This is a genomic window from Sphingopyxis indica, from assembly GCF_900188185.1.
Lineage (GTDB): Bacteria > Pseudomonadota > Alphaproteobacteria > Sphingomonadales > Sphingomonadaceae > Sphingopyxis > Sphingopyxis indica.
Map to the genome: position 1 here is coordinate 383,806 of NZ_FZPA01000001.1, position 17,793 is coordinate 401,598.

Consider the following 17,793-nt stretch of genomic DNA (forward strand, 5'->3'; position numbering starts at 1 on the left):
TTAACCGTTCGCGTGCGAATGTGCCAAAGCGGGATCGGCCGAAGCGGGCCCTCGTCTTTTGCTTGGCCCCCTCGCGCCGATTGGCTATGCGCAGGGCATGGAAAATCGCGATCTTCCGAACGAAGAGGGACGCCCCGCAAGCGAGCCCGTGCCGTCGCGGCGGCGGATGCTCGCGCTCGGCGCGGCTGGTGTGTCGGCGGCGCTGACGATCCGCCCGGCCTTTGCCCAGACCGCGGTGTCGGTAATGAACTGCGAGATTCCGGTTCCCGACCTCGGCGCGGCGGGCCAATATATCGACAAGCGCGGGCGGCTCGTTCCGCCGGGGACCAAGGGCGCTTATCCGGGCGCGCCGCGGCCCTTTACCGGCGAAGAGGTGAAACGCGCGTTCCACGGCCAGTCGCTGCCGGGGACGACCTACAACCAGTCGCAGGCCTATCTGCAATATATCCGGCGCTTGCAGGCGGGGCAGAGCGGCTTTACCTGCTTCGCATCGATCCAGATGCCGCGCTGACCATCGCTCCTTTGGGCGGTGGGGCATCGGCCGCATCGCAGACAAAGGAATTTCCCCCGTGAAACTCGCCTCGCTCAAAGCCGGCCGCGACGGCCGCCTTGTCGTCGTCTCGGACGATCTTGCCTGGTACGCCGACGCGGGACAGATCGCGCCGACCTTGCAGGCGGCGCTCGACGAGTGGGACATTATCGCGCCGCGGCTGAAGGCGCTGGCCGAAGACCTCAACCACGACGCAATTCCCAAGGAGCGATTTCACGAGCATGACGCGGCCTCGCCGCTGCCGCGCGCCTATCAATGGGCCGACGGCAGCGCCTATGTGAACCATGTCGCGCTGGTGCGGCAGGCGCGCGGCGCCGAAATGCCCGAAAGCTTCTGGCACGATCCGCTGATGTATCAGGGCGGCAGCGACAGCTTCCTCGCGCCCCGCGACCCGATCCCGCTCGGCGATCCGGCGTGGGGCTGCGACATGGAGGCCGAGGTGGTCGTGGTGACGGGTGATGTGCCGGCGGGGATCGACCCGGTCGCGGCGCGCGACAAGATATTGCTCGTCGGGCTGACCAACGATGTGTCGCTGCGCGGGCTGATCCCCGGCGAGCTGGCGAAGGGGTTCGGCTTTTTCCAGTCGAAACCCGCGAGCGCGATGTCGCCGGTGTTCGTCACCCCCGACGCGCTTGGTGAGCGGTGGCAGGACGGCAAGCTGCACGGGACGCTGTGCGTCGACCTCAATGGCCAGCCGCTCGGCCGCGCCGACGCGGGGGTCGACATGACCTTCGACTTCGGCCAGCTGATCGCGCACGCCGCGAAGACGCGCAATCTGATCGCGGGGACGATCATAGGGTCGGGCACGGTGTCGAACCGCGATGCGGGCGGCGGGCCCGGCAAGCCGATCGCCGAGGGCGGGCTGGGCTACAGCTGCCTTGCCGAAGTGCGCACGGTCGAAACGATCGAGGGGGGCGAGGCGAAGACGCCCTTCATGCAGGCCGGCGACACGGTGCGCATCTGGATGGACGACGATCGCCACCATAGCATCTTCGGCGCGATCGAGCAGCGGGTGGGGTGAGGGGGTAGGTTAAGCCCCTCCTCTTCAGAGGAGGGGTTTGGGGTGGTGTAGCGGCCTGGCGTTCGGCCGAAGCCACCACCCCGCTGCGACTAACGCGCAAGCGCGTAAGTCTCGCTGCCCCTCCTCTGAAGAGGAGGGGTGGATCAACGTCCCGAATTCCCGTTTATGAAATATTAGCCGCCGCCGCCACCCATGGCTCCCTTCAGCGCGTCGCTCAGCGAGCAGGCCGCCGGGCCGAGAATGACGATGAACAGGCACGGCAGGATGAAGAGGATCAGCGGCACTGTCATGATCGCGGGCAAGCGCGCGGCCTTTTCCTCGGCGCGCATCATGCGCTCGTTGCGGAATTCGGCCGACAGGACGCGCAGCGCGCTGGCGAGCGGGGTGCCGTATTTTTCGGTCTGGATCATGGTCGTGACCACGCCCTTCACCGATTCGAGATTGACGCGATAGGCGAGATTCTCGAACGCCTGGCGGCGTTCGGTGAGGAAGCCGAGCTCGATCGACGTCAGCGCAAATTCCTCGCCCAGTTCGGGATAGGCGCGGCCGAGTTCCTTCGCGACGCGCGCAAAGGCGGCGTCGACGGTGAGCCCCGCTTCGGCGCAGATGACGAGCAGATCGAGTGCGTCGGGGAGGCCTTTGCGGATCGCGTCGGTGCGTTTCTGGCGCTTGTTCTGAACGAACAGATCGGGCGCCTTGTAGCCGAGGATCAGCGCCGCCATCGTGAACCCCGAACGCTTGAACGGGGTCAGCGTCGGCCACATGTCGATGCCATAGATGAGCAGCGCGGCAAGCCCGCCGAAGACGATCGGCAGGACGAGGCGGCCGAAAATCACCGCGACCGCGAGGTCCTTCGAACGGATGCCGGCCTGTGCGAGCTTTTGCTGCACATCCTTGATCTGGCCTTCCTGGAGCACCTGCAGCTTGCCGAGGAAGGTGCGCATCTTGTCGGCGGTCTCGTTCTTGCGGACGAGCTTCGCGCGGCGCTTCGCGGTCGAGGCGGTGATGCCGGCCTTCAATTGTTCGCGCCGGTCGTTGAGCGCCTTGACACGCTTCGCCATCGGGTCGCGCACCGTCATCGCGCCATAGACGGCGAGCATGACGGCGAAGACGCCTACCGCGGCGAGCATGGTCGCGGCCCAGACGATGTCGACGCCCATCAGCGTCGGTCCCTGCTGGGCGCCGGAGAAAGCCGCGAAGACGAGATTGCTGTTCATTGGTCGCCCCGCCCTAAATCTCGAACGAAATCATGCGCGACATGATGAAGGCGCCGAGGCTCATCCAGATGAGCCCGCCGCCGCCGGCGATCATCAGCCGCTCTTCGTGGAAGAAGCCCGCGAGATATTCGGGGTTCATCATCCAGACGATCGTGAAGACGAAAAAGGGCAGCGACCCGACGATATAGGCCGACGCCTTGGCTTCGGACGACATCGCCTTGATCTTGAGCTTCATCTGCGCGCGCTTGCGCAGCACGTCGGAGAGGTTGGCGAGCGTTTCCGCGAGGTTGCCGCCCGTTTCGCGCTGGATCGCGATGGTGATGCAGAAGAATTTGATCTCGGGCGTCCCGATCGTCTCGGCGGTCTCGAGCAGCGCCGCCTCCATCGTGTTACCGATGCGGATACGCTCGACGATGCCCTTGAATTCCTCGCCAACCGGCCCCGGCAGCTCCTGGCTGACCACCTGGAAGGTTTCGGTGACGGGCAGGCCCGATTTCAAACCGCGGACGAGCAGGTCGATCGCGTCGGGAAAGCGCGCGTTGAACTTGGTGACGCGCTTCTTGATCAGGCGCCCGACGACGAACCACGGCAGCCCGACCATCGCGGCGAGACCCAGGAGCGACGACAACAGAAAGGGGGTGCGGAGGACGAGAAGCGCGCCGGTGACGACGACGAACACCGCCATCGAGGCGAACATATATTGGGTGATCGTCCAGTCCTTGCCCGTCTGCCGCAGGCGCTTTTCCAGTTCCTCGCGGCGCGGCATCAGGCTGGTCAGTCCGGATTCGGCACGGCCGCCGCCGGACTGGATCGTCTTGCGCATCTGCGCCGCGACCACCGCCTCGGTAGAGGCGGCGTGGCGATCCTTCACCGTCGCGAGCCGGCGCAGCTTCGCCTTGCCGACCGACGGCCCGCCGAGAAGCAGCACGAACGCGACGAAAACCAGGAAGCAGGCTGCGATGATGAGCGTGGGCAGGGTCATGGTCGGATCGTCCGGTTATGCGTCGAACGGCCGCAGCAGGGCGCCGCGGCGCGGTCCTACGCCTGTTTCGCGGTCTTTTTGGTCACCAGCGTGCCGAGGCCGCCGAGCTTGCCGAGCAGCGACGCGCCCGATTTGGCCTTGCTCGCCTCGGCCGCCTCTTCGGCGTCGTCGGCCCCGTCGAGCACGAGGCGCATCAATTGCGTCCAGACATGGCCGGCCTTGGTGCCCTTGCACACCTCGGCATAGGATTTGCCGAGCTTTGCCGCCTGGCTCACCAGCTTCGGGTCGAAGGGAATGACGATGTCGACCGGGCGTTCGATCGACGATTCGAACTCCTTGCGCGACAATTCGCCGATCGCGTTCTGCACCTTGTTCGCGACCAGCAGGACGCGGGCGCCCGGGACATTTTGCTTGAACCAGGACAGGAGGCGGATCGTGTCGCGCGCCGCGGCGAGCGTGACGTCGGTGACGAGCAGGATCGTTCCGGCTTCCGACACGAGGTGCGGGAAGGGGATGAGCACCTGTCGCGGAATGTCGACGATCGTCATCTCGAACGCACCGCGCAGCTCTTCCTCGAGCTGGAAGAAGGCCGAGCCGTCGGTCATCACCGGCTGGTGGATCGGTGCTTCGGCCGAGAGCAGGCTGAGCCTGTCCGAGGCGCGCACCATCGCGCGCTCGATGAACAGCCCGTCGATGCGGCTCGGATTGTCGATCGCGTCGATCAGCCCGCGGCCGGGCTCGAGGTCGAGCGTCAGCGCGCCGGTGCCGAAGTGGACGTCAAGGTCGAGCAATGCGGTCTGGCGGCCGGCCTGGTCGCTGATCGCCCAGGCGAGCGAGGTCGCGACCATCGAGGCGCCGACGCCGCCGCGCACCCCGACGACCGCCATCATATGGTGCGGCTTGTCGTCGTGGCCGTCGGCGTGTTTCGGCGCCGACAGCATGGCTTGCGCCATGGTCAGCGATTCGCGCACCTGATCGAGCGACAGCGGTTTCAGGAGATAGTCCTGAATGCCGCTCGACAAGAGATCGCGATAGAGGCGGACGTCGTTGACCTGGCCCGCCGCGATGACGACCGTGCCCGGTTCGCATACTTCGGCGAGGGCGTTGATGTCGTTGATCGGATCGCCCGATTCGGACATGTCGACGAACAGGATGTTCGGGCTCGCCGAGACCGACAGCGACTGGACCGCATTGCGCAGCCCGCCCTTGTGGCATTTTTCGACCGGCCAGCCCATGTCGCCGGCGGCGACGCGGATCAGCTCCAGCGTATCCTCGTCGCAGACGAAGGCGTTGAAGGGTTCACGCAGCCCGGCTGCTTTGAAAGGAGCGTTCACTTGCCGCCTCCACTGCTGGTTTCTTGACTCTTCAGCTCGCCGGCACCCGTCGGCGGCTTTTCGCGATAGGTCTTGATCGCGCGGATCGCGGTGCTCGGGTCCTGGCGATCGGCGCTCGCCCCCTTGATCAGGTCATTGGGGTCGGCGATCATCGCGGCGAGATTGCTGTTCGACGCGCAGCCATAGTTCGACGAGGTCGCATTGTTGAAATTGATCGAATATTTGCTCGACCAATCGGGGCAGCCGGGGACATAGGCCGAGCTTCGCGTGACCACGACGCGCAGGCTGCCCGCGGGGACGTCGCCGGTAGTGACCGGAACGCCTTCGCTGACGAGCAGGCCGCGGCGCTCGACCATCGAGCGGATCGTCGCCTGTGCGGCGCTGTTGCCATAGGTCGACGGATCGTCGATCGCGATGCGGTCGCCATAGGCGACGTTCATCGCGTCGAGCCAGCCCTGGAGGCGGCCCTGCTCGCTCGGCGGCAGCTCGCCGTTCGCGGTGGCGACATCGAACTGGTAGATGGCGTTGCGCACGACCGGCTGGTGGACCGATTCGAGGCTGCGGTTGCTGCTCGCGGTGCCGGTGCTGCACCCCGCAAGGGCGGTTGTCAGAGCCACGGCTGTCCAAGTTGCGATATATTTCATCACTTTGCTCCCGAAAAGCCGTGCATCACTGGAGGTTGAAGCCGGGCGAGACCTCGTCGCCGCCGCGCAGGCGGTCGGCGTCGCCGGGGGTCGTTTCGAGCCGCGGCTTCGGTCGTTCGCCGCCGGTGACGCCGTCGGCCGACTGGCCGAGGAACAGGCGCGCGGCGTCGTTCGGCGCCAGGAAGGCGTCGGTCGGCAGCTTGATCTGGTCGGCCGAGACCGGCTTGACGAGATAGGGCGTCACGACGATCACCAGTTCGGTTTCGCCGCGGCGGAAGCTGTCCGACTTGAACAGGGTGCCGAGGATCGGAATGTCGCCCGCGCCCGGCATCTTGTCGATCGCGCCGACCGATCGGTTGTTCATCAGCCCGGCGATCATGAAGCTTTCGCCCGAGCCGAGCTCGACGGTGGTTTCGGCGCGCCGCACGGTGAGCGCGGGCACCTGGAAACCGTCGATCTGGATCGCGCCGTCGGTGGTCAGCTCGGACACTTCGGGTCGCACGCGCAGGCTGATGCGCCCGTTCGACAGCACCGTCGGCGTATAGGCCAGGCTGACGCCATATTTGCGATATTCGATCGTCGTGCCGGCGAAATTGCCGGGGATCGGAACCGGATATTCGCCGCCCGCGAGGAAGTCGGCGGTTTCGCCCGAGAGCGCGGTCAGATTCGGCTGCGCGAGGGTGAGCACCATGCCCGAGCGTTCGCCGAGGTCGAGCGAGGCCATGATGTCCATGCCGAACAGATGGCCCGCCGCGCCGATGCTGTTCGTTCCGTCGGGCTGTGCGAATTCATAGGTCGTCGATCCGTCGGGGCCATAGGTGATCTTGCCCGCGGGGCGGCCGCGGAAGACGCTGCCGAGGAAGCCGTTGCCCATCGGGCCGTCGCGGTCGCTGGTGAGGATGTTGCCGCTGATTTCCTTGAGCAGCGAACGGTTCACCTCGGCGATGCGGACCTGCAGATTGACCTGCAGCGGCGTTGCGGTGCGCAGGCGCGACATCACCTTGGTCGTGTCGCCGACAAAGGCCTGCACCAGCCGTTCGGCCTCGGCGGCGTCGTCGGGCGACTGGACCGTGCCGGTGAGCAGCACGAAGCCGTTCATCGTGTTCGCCGCGATCTTCGCCTCGGGCATCGCGAGCGAAAGCATCTGGTCGATGGTCTCGATGTTGTTGCCGACGTGCGCGACGGTCGAATAGACGACGCGGCCGCTGGCGTCGGTCGCATAGATGCTCGTTTCGCCCGGCGCCTTGCCGAAGATATAGAGCTGGCGGCTTGAGCGGACCTGGACGTCGGCGACCTTGTCGTCGGCGACGAACAGGTCGGTCATCGCGGCGGGCAGGCTGACGAGGCGGCCGCGGCCGACCGACAGGTCGATGCTGCTGCTCGCATTCTGGGTCGCCTGCGCCGATGCCGGCTGCGACGGCGCGGCGGAGAGCGTGGCTGCAACGAGGCCGATGGCCAGGGTGCGCGCGATCGCCGCGGCCTTGAGTGTGGCTTTGCTGTTCATCTTATTTACCCCCAACCGGAACCACGGTGGTCGCGCCGCCGCGGTTCACGCGCACGACCGGCCCCTGCGGAACCCCCACATAGCTGGCCCCCGATGCGCCGGACGCCGCCGCATAATTGGTCGGCTGGCGCGGTGCGGAGACGCGGCCGCTCACCGGAACCCAGAAGCGCGAGACGTCGCCGCCCGTCGTTGCCGACGCGCGGCTCGCGGTCGGGCGCGCAGCGGCGGCGGCGAGCATCTTCTTTTCGTCGGCGCCGTTCGCGGGCACGTCGACGTCGCCCGATGCGATCGCTTCCTCGAGCTCGCCCGCGCTTTCGGCGAGCGGACGCAGTGCGAGCGACAGCGTGCCCATGCTCTGCGCGACCGCGATCTTTTCCGCGATGTCGGGGGTTGCCTCGAGCGTCACCGAACCGAAGGTGCGCACCGGCGTCTTGCCGGTTTCGTCCTCGGCATCGTAGCGCTGGTCGGTTGCGAGCACGCGCACGTTGCGGACGATCGTTTCGGCGGTGAACAGTTCGGAATCGGGATAGGAGCTGCCTTCCTCGACCTTCAGCTTCTGCGACAGCAGCACGTCGACGCGGTCGCCCGGAAAGACGAAGCCGGCGACGCCTTCTTCTTTCGACACCTTGACGGTCACGGCGCGCATACCCGGGCCGAGCGCCGCGGCGAGGAAGCCCCGGTCGTCGGGATGGACGAGCGCACCCTGCGTCAGCGGCTGACCCGCGGTGATCGGATAGCGCACCACCGTGCCGACGAGGCTGTTCGCATCGGTCTTTTCCTTCAGGAAATAGGCCTGCTCGACCAGCTCCTTCGGCCAGGGCTGAAAGCGGAAGCTGTCCGGGCCGATGATCGTGCCGACCGGCAGCTGCCGGGTCGCGACGAGGATCATGGGACCGGTGATCTCCGGTGCTGCGGCAGCGCGCGCCTGCGGAGCCGAGGCGCCGCGCATCATCTGGTTGACCCCGAACGCCGCACCGATCGCAATGACCAGCGCGCCGACGATCAGCATAATCTTTCGCGTATCCATGACGATTCTTCGCCCTCCTGCACCCACCAGAGACGGCAGTGCTTACCCTCAGGTCGATCCGATAAACTGAAACTGGTTAAGATAGTGTTGGTGAAGCGCCCAAAGTCCGGCGGCCGCGATCGCGACTCCGTAAGGAACCTCGACCGGCGTTTCGCGCGGGCGGATTTTCATGTGAATCAACATGATCGCCGACAATATGCCGCCGGCGACCGCCATCACGGTCAAGGTCGGCATGAACAGCGGCAGCGGGATCCACAGCATCACCGCGCCGATCATCTTGACATCGCCGCCGCCCATCGCGCCGAGCGCGAACAGGCCGACGAAGACCAGAAACACTGCGAGCGCCGCCCCGAGCTGAAGCGGGATATCGGGCCACGCCGCGAGGCCGGTCGCAATCCAGAAGGGGATTGCGAGCAGCGCGATCGCAGCATTCAGCCGGTTCGAAATCGTCCGCGTCCGCACGTCGCTGATCGCCGCGGCGATCATCAGGGCGGCAAGCAGGGCCATCAAGCCGAGGACGAACGGGCTGGTCTCCATAGGATTTGCTGTAGGGTGGATGGCTTACCAAAGCGTAACCATGTTGGGCGGCGGCGCGTCGGCTTTGGGGTGGGGAGCGGACGTTTCGGCCTGTTAAGCCCCTCCCCTTCAGGGGAGGGGTTGGGGTGGGGCCTCGAAACCTTACGCGAGGTCGATAGGCCCCACCCCACTACGACTAGGCAGCCCTTCGACAAGCTCAGGACTGCCAAGTCTTCGTTGCCCCTCCCCTGAAGGGGAGGGGCTTCCTTGTCCCTACGACCGCTACCGCCCGAACTCGGCGGTCGTTCGCGCGAGCACCATCGCCGCCCCGCTTGCATTCGCGCCGTCAGGCGATATGCGCCGCGGCATGACCGGCAGCTTTCCCTCGACCACCGATGTGCTGATCGTCGGCGCGGGGATCGCGGGGGCGAGCCTCGCGGCGGCGCTCGCGTCCTATCGTTCGGTGCTGATGATCGAGGCCGAGGAGCAGCCGGGCTATCACGCGACCGGGCGCTCGGCGGCTTTCTGGCACGAAAGCTATGGCGGCGCGGGGGTGCAGCCGCTGTCGAGCGCATCCTTTGCGGCGCTCGCCGACCCTGCGGCGGAATTTTCCGAGCGCCCCTTTCTGTCGCCGCGCACCGCGCTGACGATCGGGCGCGCGGCGGATGCCGGGGCGGTCGATGCGTTCGTGGCCGAATTCGCCGCGAAGGGCGTTGAGGTCGCGCGCCTGTCGGGTGCGGCGGTCGCGGACAAGGTGCCCGGACTGCGCCCCGAATGGAGCGAGGCGGCCTATGAACCCGCGTGCAGCGACATCGACGTCGCCGCGCTGCACGCCGCCTATCTGCGCGCGGCGAAGCGCGCTGGGGCGGCGCTCGCGGTGCAGGCGCCGCTGCGCGCCGCGCGCCGCGAGGGGGAGCGCTGGCGGGTCGAGACGGGGCAGGGGACGGTCGAAGCCACGACGATCGTCAACGCCGCCGGGGCGTGGGCCGATCGGGTCGCCGCCGCCTGCGGCATCGCGCCGGTCGGCATTCAGCCTTATCGGCGCACGATGCTGCAGGTGCGGCTGGACGCGCCGGTTCCTGCGGCGCTGCCGCTGGTGCTCGACGTCGGCGGCAGCTTTTATTTCAAGGGCGAGAGCGCGGGCCGCATCTGGCTGACCCCGCATGACGAAACGCCGATGGCGCCGGGCGATGTCGCACCCGACGAGATCGACATCGCGGTGGCGATCGACCGGCTGCAATCGGCCGTCGACTGGCCGGTTGCGGCGATCGAGCGCAAATGGGCGGGACTGCGCAGCTTCGCGCCCGACCGGCGCCCGGTGTTCGGCGCCGACCGCCGCGAGCCGGCGTTCGTCTGGTGCGCGGGGCAGGGGGGCTTCGGCATCCAGACCTCGCCAGCGATTTCGGCGCTGCTCGCCGCAGAGCTCGGCGCGCCCGCGCCCGGCGGCGCGATCGGCGCGGTCGATCCCATGCCCTATTCGCCGCAGCGCTTCGCCTGATCGGCGAACGGGTTGCGCTATGCGCGCGCCGGCTTAACATGGACCAAGCGCCTGCTTCCCGGGCGCCCGATCTTAGCGGAGGATTGCAATGGCGCATTATTTCGAGATCAAGAAGAACAAGGCGGGCGAGTTCGTCGCCTATTTCAAATATAACAGCGAAACCATCTTCTGGACCGAAGGCTATACGAGCAAGGCGTCGGCGAAAAATGCGATCGAATCGATCAAAACCAACGGGCCGGGTGCCGATACGCGCGAGGCCGAATGATCTAGCGCGACCGGAAACGGGCGATAGGCGACGATCAGCATTTCATAACCTTGTCATTCCCGCGAAAGCGGGAATCCAGAGCGTGCGTCGGCTGACCCCGCACTGGATTCCCGCTTTCGCGGGAATGACAAACAGAGAGTGACGGCCGCTCCCCACCCCATATCGGCCCTTCCGCGTGCCTTTGCGTCCTATCGCCCCCGCGCCGCCGCCAGCGCGGCGTCGCTTGCGAGGCGGTCGGCGAGTTCGTTGTCGCCGTGGCCGGCGTGGCCCTTGACCCACAGCCATTCGATCTGGTGGCGCGCCGCCTCGGCGATCAGGCGCTGCCAGAGGTCGGCGTTGGCGACGGGTTTCTTCGCGGCGGTCTTCCAGCCATTCTTCTGCCAGCCGTGGACCCATTTGGTGATGCCGTCGCGGACATAGACGCTGTCGGTCGACAGCTCGACGCGGCACGGGCGCTTGAGCGCCGCGAGCGCCTCGATCGCGCCCATCAGTTCCATGCGGTTGTTCGTCGTCTCGGCCTCGCTGCCCGACAGCGTCTTCACCGCGTCGCCCCAGCGCAGCACCGCGCCCCAGCCGCCGGGGCCGGGGTTGCCCTTGCACGCGCCGTCGGTGGCGACGATCACCGTCCGGGCTTCGTTCATGCCGCGAACAGCGCCGCGGCGTCGTCGGCGCGGTAGCGGCGCAGCCGTTCGAGGAAGGGCGAGGGGTCCTTGCGCGTGACGAGCGCGCCCGCCGGCGTGTGGATCCAGTCGTGCGCGCGGGTGAGGAGAAAGCGCAGCGAGGCGCCGCGCGCGAGCAGCGGCAGCGCGGCGATTTCGGCGTCCGAGAGCGCGACCTCGCCGAGATAGCCGCGCATCAGCGCCGACGCGCGACCCTGATCGCAGCGCTTCCCGTCGTCCGAAAAGCACCAGGACGCGTGGGTGATCGCGACGTCATAGGCGCGGAAATCGGTCGCGGCGAAATAGAAGTCGATCAGACCGGTCACCGTCTCGCCGAGCATCAGCACATTGTCGGGGAACAGGTCGGCGTGGATGACATGGCGCGGCAGGCCGGCGGGCCAATGCGCGTCGAGCCAGTCGAGTTCGGTATCGACCTCGGCCTGGAGACCGGGAAGCACGCTGTCGAGGTCGCCCGCGCCGGCAGCGATCGCGCGCCAGTGATGATGGCCCATGCTGTTGTCGCGCGCGCCCGAATAGCCGGCGAGCGCGCGGTGCATCGCGCCCAGCGCGCCGCCCGCCGCGGCGCACTGACCGGGGGTCGGATGCGTCAGCGAAATGCCGGGGAGAAACTGGATGACGCAGGCCGAGCGGCCGGCGATGCGCTGGATCGCGGCGCCTTCGCGGTCGTGGATCATCGCCGGCACCGCGCAGCCCGCGCGCGCGAGATGGTCGAGCAAGGCGACGAAAAAGGGCAGGTCGTCCGCCTTCACCCGCTTTTCATAGAGGGTGAGGATGAAACGCCCGCCCGTGGTTTCGAGCAGATAATTGCTGTTCTCCACCCCCTCGGCAATGCCCTTGCACGACACGACCGTGCCGATGTCGTAGCGCGCGACGAGCGCGGCGAGTTCGTCGGGATCGACATGGGTGTAAACGGCCATTTCGCGCGGGTCCTATGCGGCCGGTTCGAGGCCGCGCGGCAGCTTGAACACCATATTTTCCTGAGCGGTCACGACGACCTCCTCGGCGATCGGACGGTGGGCGGCGATCGCGTCGATCACTTCGCGCACCAGCGTTTCGGGCGCGCTCGCCCCGGCGGTGACGCCGAGCGCGGCGATGCCGGACAGCCATTCGGCGCGGATGTCGGCGCCGCGCTGCACCAGATGCGCGGGGGTGCCGAGCCGTTCGGCGACCTCGACAAGGCGCAGGCTGTTCGAACTGTTCGGCGCGCCGATCACGACGACGAGGTCGCACTGGCCGGCGATCGCCTTCACCGCCTGTTGCCGGTTCGATGTCGCGTAGCAGATATCCTCGCCGCGCGGTCCCTGGATTGCGGGGAAGCGATGCTGGAGCGCCGTCACGATGTCGCGCGTGTCGTCGACCGACAATGTCGTTTGGGTGAGGAACGACAGATTGTCGGGGTCGGCGGGCGCGAGCGCGGCGACATCGTCGACCGATTCGACGAGCGTCATCGCGCCATCGGGTAGCTGGCCGAGCGTGCCGACGACCTCGGGATGACCGGCATGGCCGATGAAGACGATATGGCGCCCGGCGTTGTTCGCGCGTTCGGCCTGGCGATGCACCTTCGAGACGAGCGGACAGGTCGCGTCGATATAGTCGAGCCCGCGCGCCTCGGCCTTTGCCGGGACCGCCTTGGGGACGCCGTGGGCGCTGAACACCACGGGGACGCCGTCGGGCACCTGGTCGAGCGATTCGACGAAAATCGCGCCCTTCGCCTTCAGATCGTCGACGACATAGCGGTTGTGGACGATTTCGTGGCGGACATAAACCGGCGCGCCGAAGCGATCGAGCGCCAGCTCGACGATGCGGATCGCGCGATCGACGCCGGCGCAGAAACCGCGCGGCGCGGCGATCAGGACGCGCAGCTCGGTCGAAGCCGTGCCGGGAGCCGGTGCCATCTTTTGCGGAGCGTTCATGAAGCGGTGCCCTAGCGCAAGCGGCCGTATTCGGTAAAGCTCCCCGTTGCGCCCCGTTCATCGCACCGATAAGAAGCGGCGCGCATGAGGTGGGACATCCCGCCGAAGCAAAAGGAAAGTCCGATCATCATGAAGCCTGTTTCGCCATCGCCCCGTAAGACAATGACCCTGCTCTGCGGAGCGGCGGTGCTGGCGACGGCTTCGGCGTGCAGCCGCGACAATGAACTCGATATTTCGGCGGGCGTCGGGGTCACCCAGACGCGCAACAAATGTCCGGCGGTCGCGGTGCCGCTGCACACCGGCGACATCACCCTGTTCGACCCGGCGGCGAGCCGCGATGCGAGCGCGATCGACGTCGTCGCGACGATCACCAACCTGACCCCGCAGTGCAACGATACCGGAGAGAAAATCTACCAGCTCGCCAGTTTCGACGTGGTCGCGATGCGGCGCGAGGCCGGACCGGCGCGCACGGTGACGCTGCCCTATTTCGCGACGGTCGTGCAGGGCGGCACCGCGGTGGTGGCGAAGCGGCTGGGGCAGGTGAGCGTGACTTTCCCCGAAGGCCAGATTCGTGGCACCGGCCACGGCGAGGCGTCGGCCTATGTCGATGCCGCGGCGGCGACGCTGCCTGCCGACATCCAGGAACAGATCATGCGCAAGCGCAAGCCCGGGGACGCCGACGCCGCGGTCGACCCGCTGAGCCTGCCCGAAGTCAAGGCCGCGGTGCAGCGCGCGAGTTTCGAACTGCTCGTGGGCTTTCAGCTGACGCAGGACCAGCTCGAATATAACGTGCGACGATAGACGCGGGGGCGACGCCGCCCTCGCATCCCGTTCGACCCTGCGGCGCCGTGGGCGCACGGTTTGCGTCGCCAGCCAGAGCGATTTGCCGGGAATTCGAACTAGCCCGCTTCCCCGAGCGAAGACGAGGGGCTCTGCCGAGCGAAGTCGAGGCTGCGACGGTGCGGGTTCTCGCTTCGCTCGAACGAGCCCCTCGTCTTCGCTCGGGGAAGCGGTTTATGTTTCCGGCTCGATGTCTTAAGGCGCGCCCCGACCCGTTGATCCAAGATAGGACCGATCCCGTGACCCTGTTCAGCCGCTTTTCCGACCATATCGACGCCGCGCTCGACGCGCTGGTCGCGCGAGGCGCCCTGCCCGCGGGGCTCGATCGCGGCGCGATCAGCGTCGAACCGCCGCGCGACCCGGCGCACGGCGACATCGCGACCAATGCCGCGATGGTGCTCGCCAAGCCCGCGGGGACGAATCCGCGCGCGCTCGCCGAACTGCTCGTCGCCGAACTGGGCGCGCTTGCCGAGGTGACCGAAGCGTCGGTGGCGGGGCCGGGCTTCATCAACATGCGGCTCGCCGACCAGAGCTGGCGCGACGAGCTGGGACTGATCCACGCCGCCGGGTCCGATTACGGACGCTCGACCATGGGGCAGGGTCGCCGTGTAAACGTCGAATATGTCTCGGCAAATCCGACCGGCCCGATGCACGTCGGCCATTGCCGCGGTGCGGTGGTCGGCGACGCGCTCGCCGCGCTGCTCGAATATGCGGGGCACCGCGTCACGCGCGAATATTATGTCAACGATGCCGGCGCGCAGGTCGACGTGCTCGCGCGCTCGGCGCATCTGCGCTATCGCGAGGCGCTCGGCGAGACTATCGGCGCGATCCCCGAGGGGCTCTATCCCGGCGACTATCTGAAGCCCGTCGGCGAGGCGCTCGCTGCCGAATATGGCGACAAATATGTCGGCGCGCCCGAAAGCGAATGGCTCGTCCCCTTCCGCACGGTCGCGGTCGCGGCGATGATGGACATGATCCGCGCCGACCTCGGCAAGCTCGGCATCCAGCATGCGGTGTTCGCTTCCGAGGCCGAATTGCAGGCGGAGGGCAAGCCCGAGGCGGCGGAAAAATGGCTGCGCGCGCACGACCTAGTCTATGACGGGATGCTCGAGGCGCCGAAGGGCGAGACGCCCGAGGATTGGGAGCCCGTCGAGCTGCCGCTCTTCCGCTCGACGCAGTTCGGCGACGATCAGGACCGGCCGATCAGGAAATCGGACGGCAGCTGGACCTATTTCGGCGCCGACCTCGCCTATCATTTCCAGAAGAGCCAGGACGCCGACGAACTGATCGACATCTGGGGCGCCGACCATGCGGGCACCGTCAAGCGGATCAAGGCGGCGGTCGCGGCGCTGACCGGGGGAAAGACCCGTTTCGACGTCAAGCTGGTGCAGATGGTGCGGCTGCTTAAAAATGGCGAGCCGTTCAAGATGTCGAAGCGCGCGGGCAATTTCGTCACCCTCGCCGACATCGTCGACGAGGTCGGCAAGGATGCGGTGCGCTTCACCATGCTGACGCGCAAGGCCGACGCGCAGATGGATTTCGACTTTGCGAAAGTGGTCGAGGCGTCGCGCGACAATCCGGTTTTCTATGTCCAATATGCCCATGCGCGGATCGCGTCGCTGAAGCGCAAGCTCGCCGAAGCGGGAATGTCCGAGGCGACGCCGGCGCTCGCGCGGCTCGACGCCTATGAGCTGGGACTCGTCAAGCTGCTCGCGCAATTCCCGCGCGTCGTCGAGGCGGCGGCGTCGGCGCGCGAGCCGCACCGCATCGCTTTCTATCTCGGCGAGGTCGCCGCGGCCTTCCACGCCTGGTGGAATCTCGGCAACGATCGCCCCGAGGCGCGGGTCATCGTCGCGAATGACGCCGAACTGACTGCAACGCGGCTTTATCTGGCCGACGGAATCGGGCAGATTATCCGCAACGGGCTGCACCTGATGGGGGTCGAGGCGCTCGAGGAGATGCTGTGATGAGCGAGGGGACGCGCGCCGATGAAAACGGCGGTCTGGGGTTCGGGGATGAGGATCGCCTGCCCTGGCTCGAGGCCGCCGACGATTATAACGACGATGGCGAAGTGTCGCCGACGCGGCTGCTCGTGCTCGTGCTCGGCGGCTTGCTGCTGATCGGCGCGGTGCTCGGCGGGCTCTGGTGGCTCCAGAACGGCGGCGCGCGCGGCCGCGGCGAGCTGATCGCCGCCGATGCCGGCGATTACAAGTTCCGGCCCAAGGACGACGCCGCCAAGGTCTTCGAAGGCGAGGGCGATGCGAGCTTCGCGGCGAGCGAAGGCGTCGTCGCGGGCGGCGAGGTCGATCCCGGCCGGATGCCCGAGGAACCGGCGGTGACGCCCGCCGATCGCGCGGCGGCCAAGGCCGAGGCGCCCAAGGCTGTGACCCCAAAGCCGGCGCCGGCGGATAAGCCCGAGGTCGCGCCCGCGGCGAACGACGGCGGCAGCAACGTGATCCAGCTCGGCGCGTTCAGCAGCGAAAGCGCGGCAAACAGCGCGTGGGCGAGCCTGTCGAAGCGCTTTGCCTATCTGTCCGAACTCAACCGTTCGGTGGCACCGACCGAGGTCGGCGGCAACAAGCTCTACCGGTTGCGCGTGTTCGCGGGATCGCCGGCCAACGCTCAGGCCTTGTGCGGAAAATTGCGCGTCGCCGGCGAAAATTGCGTCATCGTCCGCTGATTCGCGTCTGTTCGCCGCAGTTGCATTTGGTGGAGCGGCCACGATATGGCATGTTATGGCCTTTGGTTGCCGCGTGGGGGAGCGCCGACCGATGGAGGTTGACGCACGATGATACCCGCGATTTTCGGCCTGTCGGGTCCGACCCTCACCGACGATGAGCGCGATTTCTTTCGCGACAGCGACCCCGCGGGCTATATTTTGTTCGGCCGCAACATCGAAAATCGCGAGCAGCTTCGCCGCCTGACCGACGAGCTGCGCAGCCTCGACGGGCGGGCGCAGCTGCCGATCCTGATCGACCAGGAGGGCGGGCGCGTCGCGCGGATGAAGGCGCCCGAATGGCCCGCTTTTCCGAGCGGCGCGGCGTTCGACGCGCTCTATGAACGTGCGCCGGCGAGCGCGATCGAGGCGGCGCGGCTCAATGCGATGGCGCTCGCGCTGATGCTCGCCGAGGTCGGGATCACGGTCGACTGCCTGCCTTTGCTCGACGTGCGCCAGCCCGGCGCGAGCGACGTGATCGGCGACCGCGCGCTCGGCAGCGAGCCGATGCGCGTCGCGGCGCTGGGCCGCGCGATCCTCTCGGGATTGCAGGACGGCGGGGTCGTCGGCATCGTCAAGCATATCCCGGGGCACGGGCGCGCGATGCTCGATTCGCACGAGCAATTGCCCGTCGTGTCGGCGACCGATCGCGACTTGCAGACCGATCTCGCGCCCTTTGCAGCGCTGCGCGACGCAGCGATGGCGATGACCTGTCATGTCGTGTTCGAGGCGTGGGATGCCGACCGCCCCGCGACGCTGTCGCCGGTGATCATCGACAGCGTGATCCGCCAGCGTATCGGTTTTCACGGGCTGCTTTTGAGCGACGACCTCGACATGAAGGCGCTGTCGGGCGACGTGCCGGCGCGCGCCGCGGGCGCGGTGGCCGCGGGGTGCGACATCGCGCTCAACTGCTGGGGCAAGATGGACGATATGATCGGCATCGCCAACGCGCTGGACCCGATCCGCGAGATTTCGCTCGCGCGGCTCGAAGGCGCGATGGACCGCATCGCGGGCGCGCACGAGGCGCGCGAATTCGCGACGCTCGTCGACCAGCGCGACGCGCTGCTGGCGATCGCCTGAGCCGCC

The 17,793-nt window shown here is 67.3% G+C and carries 18 protein-coding genes; 8 read left to right on the plus strand and 10 right to left on the minus strand.

What is annotated here, in order from left to right:
- The first annotated feature begins 97 nt into the window (after positions 1–97).
- Both CHB69_RS01715 and CHB69_RS01720 read left to right on the plus strand, forming a co-directional pair.
- Positions 98–511: a hypothetical protein gene (locus tag CHB69_RS01715; protein WP_089214737.1), complete on the plus strand. Its 414-nt coding sequence runs from the start codon at positions 98–100 to the stop codon at positions 509–511.
- Between the two features lie 58 nt (positions 512–569).
- Positions 570–1,571: a fumarylacetoacetate hydrolase family protein gene (locus CHB69_RS01720; protein ID WP_089214245.1), complete on the plus strand. Its 1,002-nt coding sequence runs from the start codon at positions 570–572 to the stop codon at positions 1,569–1,571.
- Between the two features lie 173 nt (positions 1,572–1,744).
- Here the strand turns inward: CHB69_RS01720 and CHB69_RS01725 are convergent, their stop codons facing one another.
- The 7 genes from CHB69_RS01725 to CHB69_RS01755 are packed head-to-tail and all read right to left on the minus strand — an operon-like array spanning position 1,745 to position 8,816.
- Positions 1,745–2,788 (minus strand): type II secretion system F family protein, encoded by a 1,044-nt coding sequence (locus tag CHB69_RS01725; protein WP_245836436.1) that lies wholly within the window; start codon positions 2,786–2,788, stop codon positions 1,745–1,747.
- Positions 2,789–2,801: 13 nt separating this feature from the next.
- Positions 2,802–3,770, minus strand: coding sequence for a type II secretion system F family protein (locus tag CHB69_RS01730; protein WP_089214246.1), 969 nt, complete (start codon positions 3,768–3,770; stop codon positions 2,802–2,804).
- A gap of 56 nt (positions 3,771–3,826) precedes the next feature.
- The gene (locus tag CHB69_RS01735; protein WP_089214247.1) at positions 3,827–5,104 is read right to left on the minus strand and encodes a pilus assembly protein CpaE; all 1,278 of its coding nucleotides are present in this window, start codon (positions 5,102–5,104) and stop codon (positions 3,827–3,829) included.
- Positions 5,101–5,721, minus strand: coding sequence for a CpaD family pilus assembly protein (locus CHB69_RS01740; RefSeq protein ID WP_317153491.1), 621 nt, complete (start codon positions 5,719–5,721; stop codon positions 5,101–5,103). Before CHB69_RS01740 ends, CHB69_RS01735 begins: the two co-directional genes overlap by 4 nt.
- A 52-nt stretch (positions 5,722–5,773) precedes the next feature.
- Positions 5,774–7,252: a type II and III secretion system protein family protein gene (locus tag CHB69_RS01745; protein WP_089214249.1), complete on the minus strand. Its 1,479-nt coding sequence runs from the start codon at positions 7,250–7,252 to the stop codon at positions 5,774–5,776.
- A gap of 1 nt (position 7,253) precedes the next feature.
- Positions 7,254–8,279: a Flp pilus assembly protein CpaB gene (cpaB, locus tag CHB69_RS01750; RefSeq protein ID WP_089214250.1), complete on the minus strand. Its 1,026-nt coding sequence runs from the start codon at positions 8,277–8,279 to the stop codon at positions 7,254–7,256.
- A 48-nt stretch (positions 8,280–8,327) separates the two neighbouring features.
- A complete protein-coding gene (locus CHB69_RS01755) occupies positions 8,328–8,816 on the minus strand; it encodes an A24 family peptidase (RefSeq protein WP_089214251.1) in 489 nt (162 codons plus the stop codon).
- A 346-nt stretch (positions 8,817–9,162) separates the two neighbouring features.
- Here CHB69_RS01755 and CHB69_RS01760 point away from each other — a divergent pair, with 346 nt between their 5' ends.
- The gene (locus tag CHB69_RS01760; protein WP_089214739.1) at positions 9,163–10,293 is read left to right on the plus strand and encodes an NAD(P)/FAD-dependent oxidoreductase; all 1,131 of its coding nucleotides are present in this window, start codon (positions 9,163–9,165) and stop codon (positions 10,291–10,293) included.
- An 88-nt stretch (positions 10,294–10,381) separates the two neighbouring features.
- Complete coding sequence (locus tag CHB69_RS01765; RefSeq protein WP_089214252.1) at positions 10,382–10,558, plus strand: YegP family protein; 177 nt, start codon at positions 10,382–10,384, stop codon at positions 10,556–10,558.
- Between the two features lie 188 nt (positions 10,559–10,746).
- Here the strand turns inward: CHB69_RS01765 and rnhA are convergent, their stop codons facing one another.
- The 3 genes from rnhA to ispH are packed head-to-tail and all read right to left on the minus strand — an operon-like array spanning position 10,747 to position 13,151.
- Positions 10,747–11,199: a ribonuclease HI gene (gene rnhA, locus CHB69_RS01770; protein WP_089214253.1), complete on the minus strand. Its 453-nt coding sequence runs from the start codon at positions 11,197–11,199 to the stop codon at positions 10,747–10,749.
- Entirely contained in the window at positions 11,196–12,155 is a 960-nt protein-coding gene (gene thrB, locus CHB69_RS01775; RefSeq protein ID WP_089214254.1) for a homoserine kinase, read from the minus strand. Before thrB ends, rnhA begins: the two co-directional genes overlap by 4 nt.
- A gap of 12 nt (positions 12,156–12,167) precedes the next feature.
- The gene (gene ispH / locus CHB69_RS01780) at positions 12,168–13,151 is read right to left on the minus strand and encodes a 4-hydroxy-3-methylbut-2-enyl diphosphate reductase (protein ID WP_245836437.1); all 984 of its coding nucleotides are present in this window, start codon (positions 13,149–13,151) and stop codon (positions 12,168–12,170) included.
- Between the two features lie 162 nt (positions 13,152–13,313).
- Here ispH and CHB69_RS01785 point away from each other — a divergent pair, with 162 nt between their 5' ends.
- The 4 genes from CHB69_RS01785 to nagZ all read left to right on the plus strand — a co-directional run bounded on the left by CHB69_RS01785 (position 13,314) and on the right by nagZ (position 17,787).
- A complete protein-coding gene (locus tag CHB69_RS01785) occupies positions 13,314–13,952 on the plus strand; it encodes a hypothetical protein (RefSeq protein ID WP_089214255.1) in 639 nt (212 codons plus the stop codon).
- Positions 13,953–14,230: 278 nt separating this feature from the next.
- Complete coding sequence (argS, locus tag CHB69_RS01790) at positions 14,231–15,958, plus strand: arginine--tRNA ligase (RefSeq protein WP_089214741.1); 1,728 nt, start codon at positions 14,231–14,233, stop codon at positions 15,956–15,958.
- The gene (locus tag CHB69_RS01795) at positions 15,958–16,671 is read left to right on the plus strand and encodes an SPOR domain-containing protein (protein ID WP_089214256.1); all 714 of its coding nucleotides are present in this window, start codon (positions 15,958–15,960) and stop codon (positions 16,669–16,671) included. Before argS ends, CHB69_RS01795 begins: the two co-directional genes overlap by 1 nt.
- Before the next feature lie 108 nt (positions 16,672–16,779).
- Positions 16,780–17,787, plus strand: a complete 1,008-nt coding sequence (gene nagZ, locus CHB69_RS01800; protein ID WP_089214257.1) for a beta-N-acetylhexosaminidase — start codon at positions 16,780–16,782, stop codon at positions 17,785–17,787.
- Positions 17,788–17,793 lie beyond the last annotated feature (6 nt).

Coding starts and splice junctions, on each gene's coding strand:
- CHB69_RS01715 (WP_089214737.1), top strand. CDS start 98: ATGGAAAATCGCGATCTTCCGAACGAAGAGGGACGCCCCGCAAGCGAG.
- CHB69_RS01725 (WP_245836436.1), bottom strand. CDS start 2,788: ATGAACAGCAATCTCGTCTTCGCGGCTTTCTCCGGCGCCCAGCAGGGA.
- CHB69_RS01730 (WP_089214246.1), bottom strand. CDS start 3,770: ATGACCCTGCCCACGCTCATCATCGCAGCCTGCTTCCTGGTTTTCGTC.
- CHB69_RS01745 (WP_089214249.1), bottom strand. CDS start 7,252: ATGAACAGCAAAGCCACACTCAAGGCCGCGGCGATCGCGCGCACCCTG.
- cpaB (WP_089214250.1), bottom strand. CDS start 8,279: ATGGATACGCGAAAGATTATGCTGATCGTCGGCGCGCTGGTCATTGCG.
- CHB69_RS01755 (WP_089214251.1), bottom strand. CDS start 8,816: ATGGAGACCAGCCCGTTCGTCCTCGGCTTGATGGCCCTGCTTGCCGCC.
- CHB69_RS01760 (WP_089214739.1), top strand. CDS start 9,163: ATGACCGGCAGCTTTCCCTCGACCACCGATGTGCTGATCGTCGGCGCG.
- CHB69_RS01765 (WP_089214252.1), top strand. CDS start 10,382: ATGGCGCATTATTTCGAGATCAAGAAGAACAAGGCGGGCGAGTTCGTC.
- rnhA (WP_089214253.1), bottom strand. CDS start 11,199: ATGAACGAAGCCCGGACGGTGATCGTCGCCACCGACGGCGCGTGCAAG.
- thrB (WP_089214254.1), bottom strand. CDS start 12,155: ATGGCCGTTTACACCCATGTCGATCCCGACGAACTCGCCGCGCTCGTC.
- ispH (WP_245836437.1), bottom strand. CDS start 13,151: ATGAACGCTCCGCAAAAGATGGCACCGGCTCCCGGCACGGCTTCGACC.
- CHB69_RS01785 (WP_089214255.1), top strand. CDS start 13,314: ATGACCCTGCTCTGCGGAGCGGCGGTGCTGGCGACGGCTTCGGCGTGC.
- CHB69_RS01795 (WP_089214256.1), top strand. CDS start 15,958: ATGAGCGAGGGGACGCGCGCCGATGAAAACGGCGGTCTGGGGTTCGGG.
- nagZ (WP_089214257.1), top strand. CDS start 16,780: ATGATACCCGCGATTTTCGGCCTGTCGGGTCCGACCCTCACCGACGAT.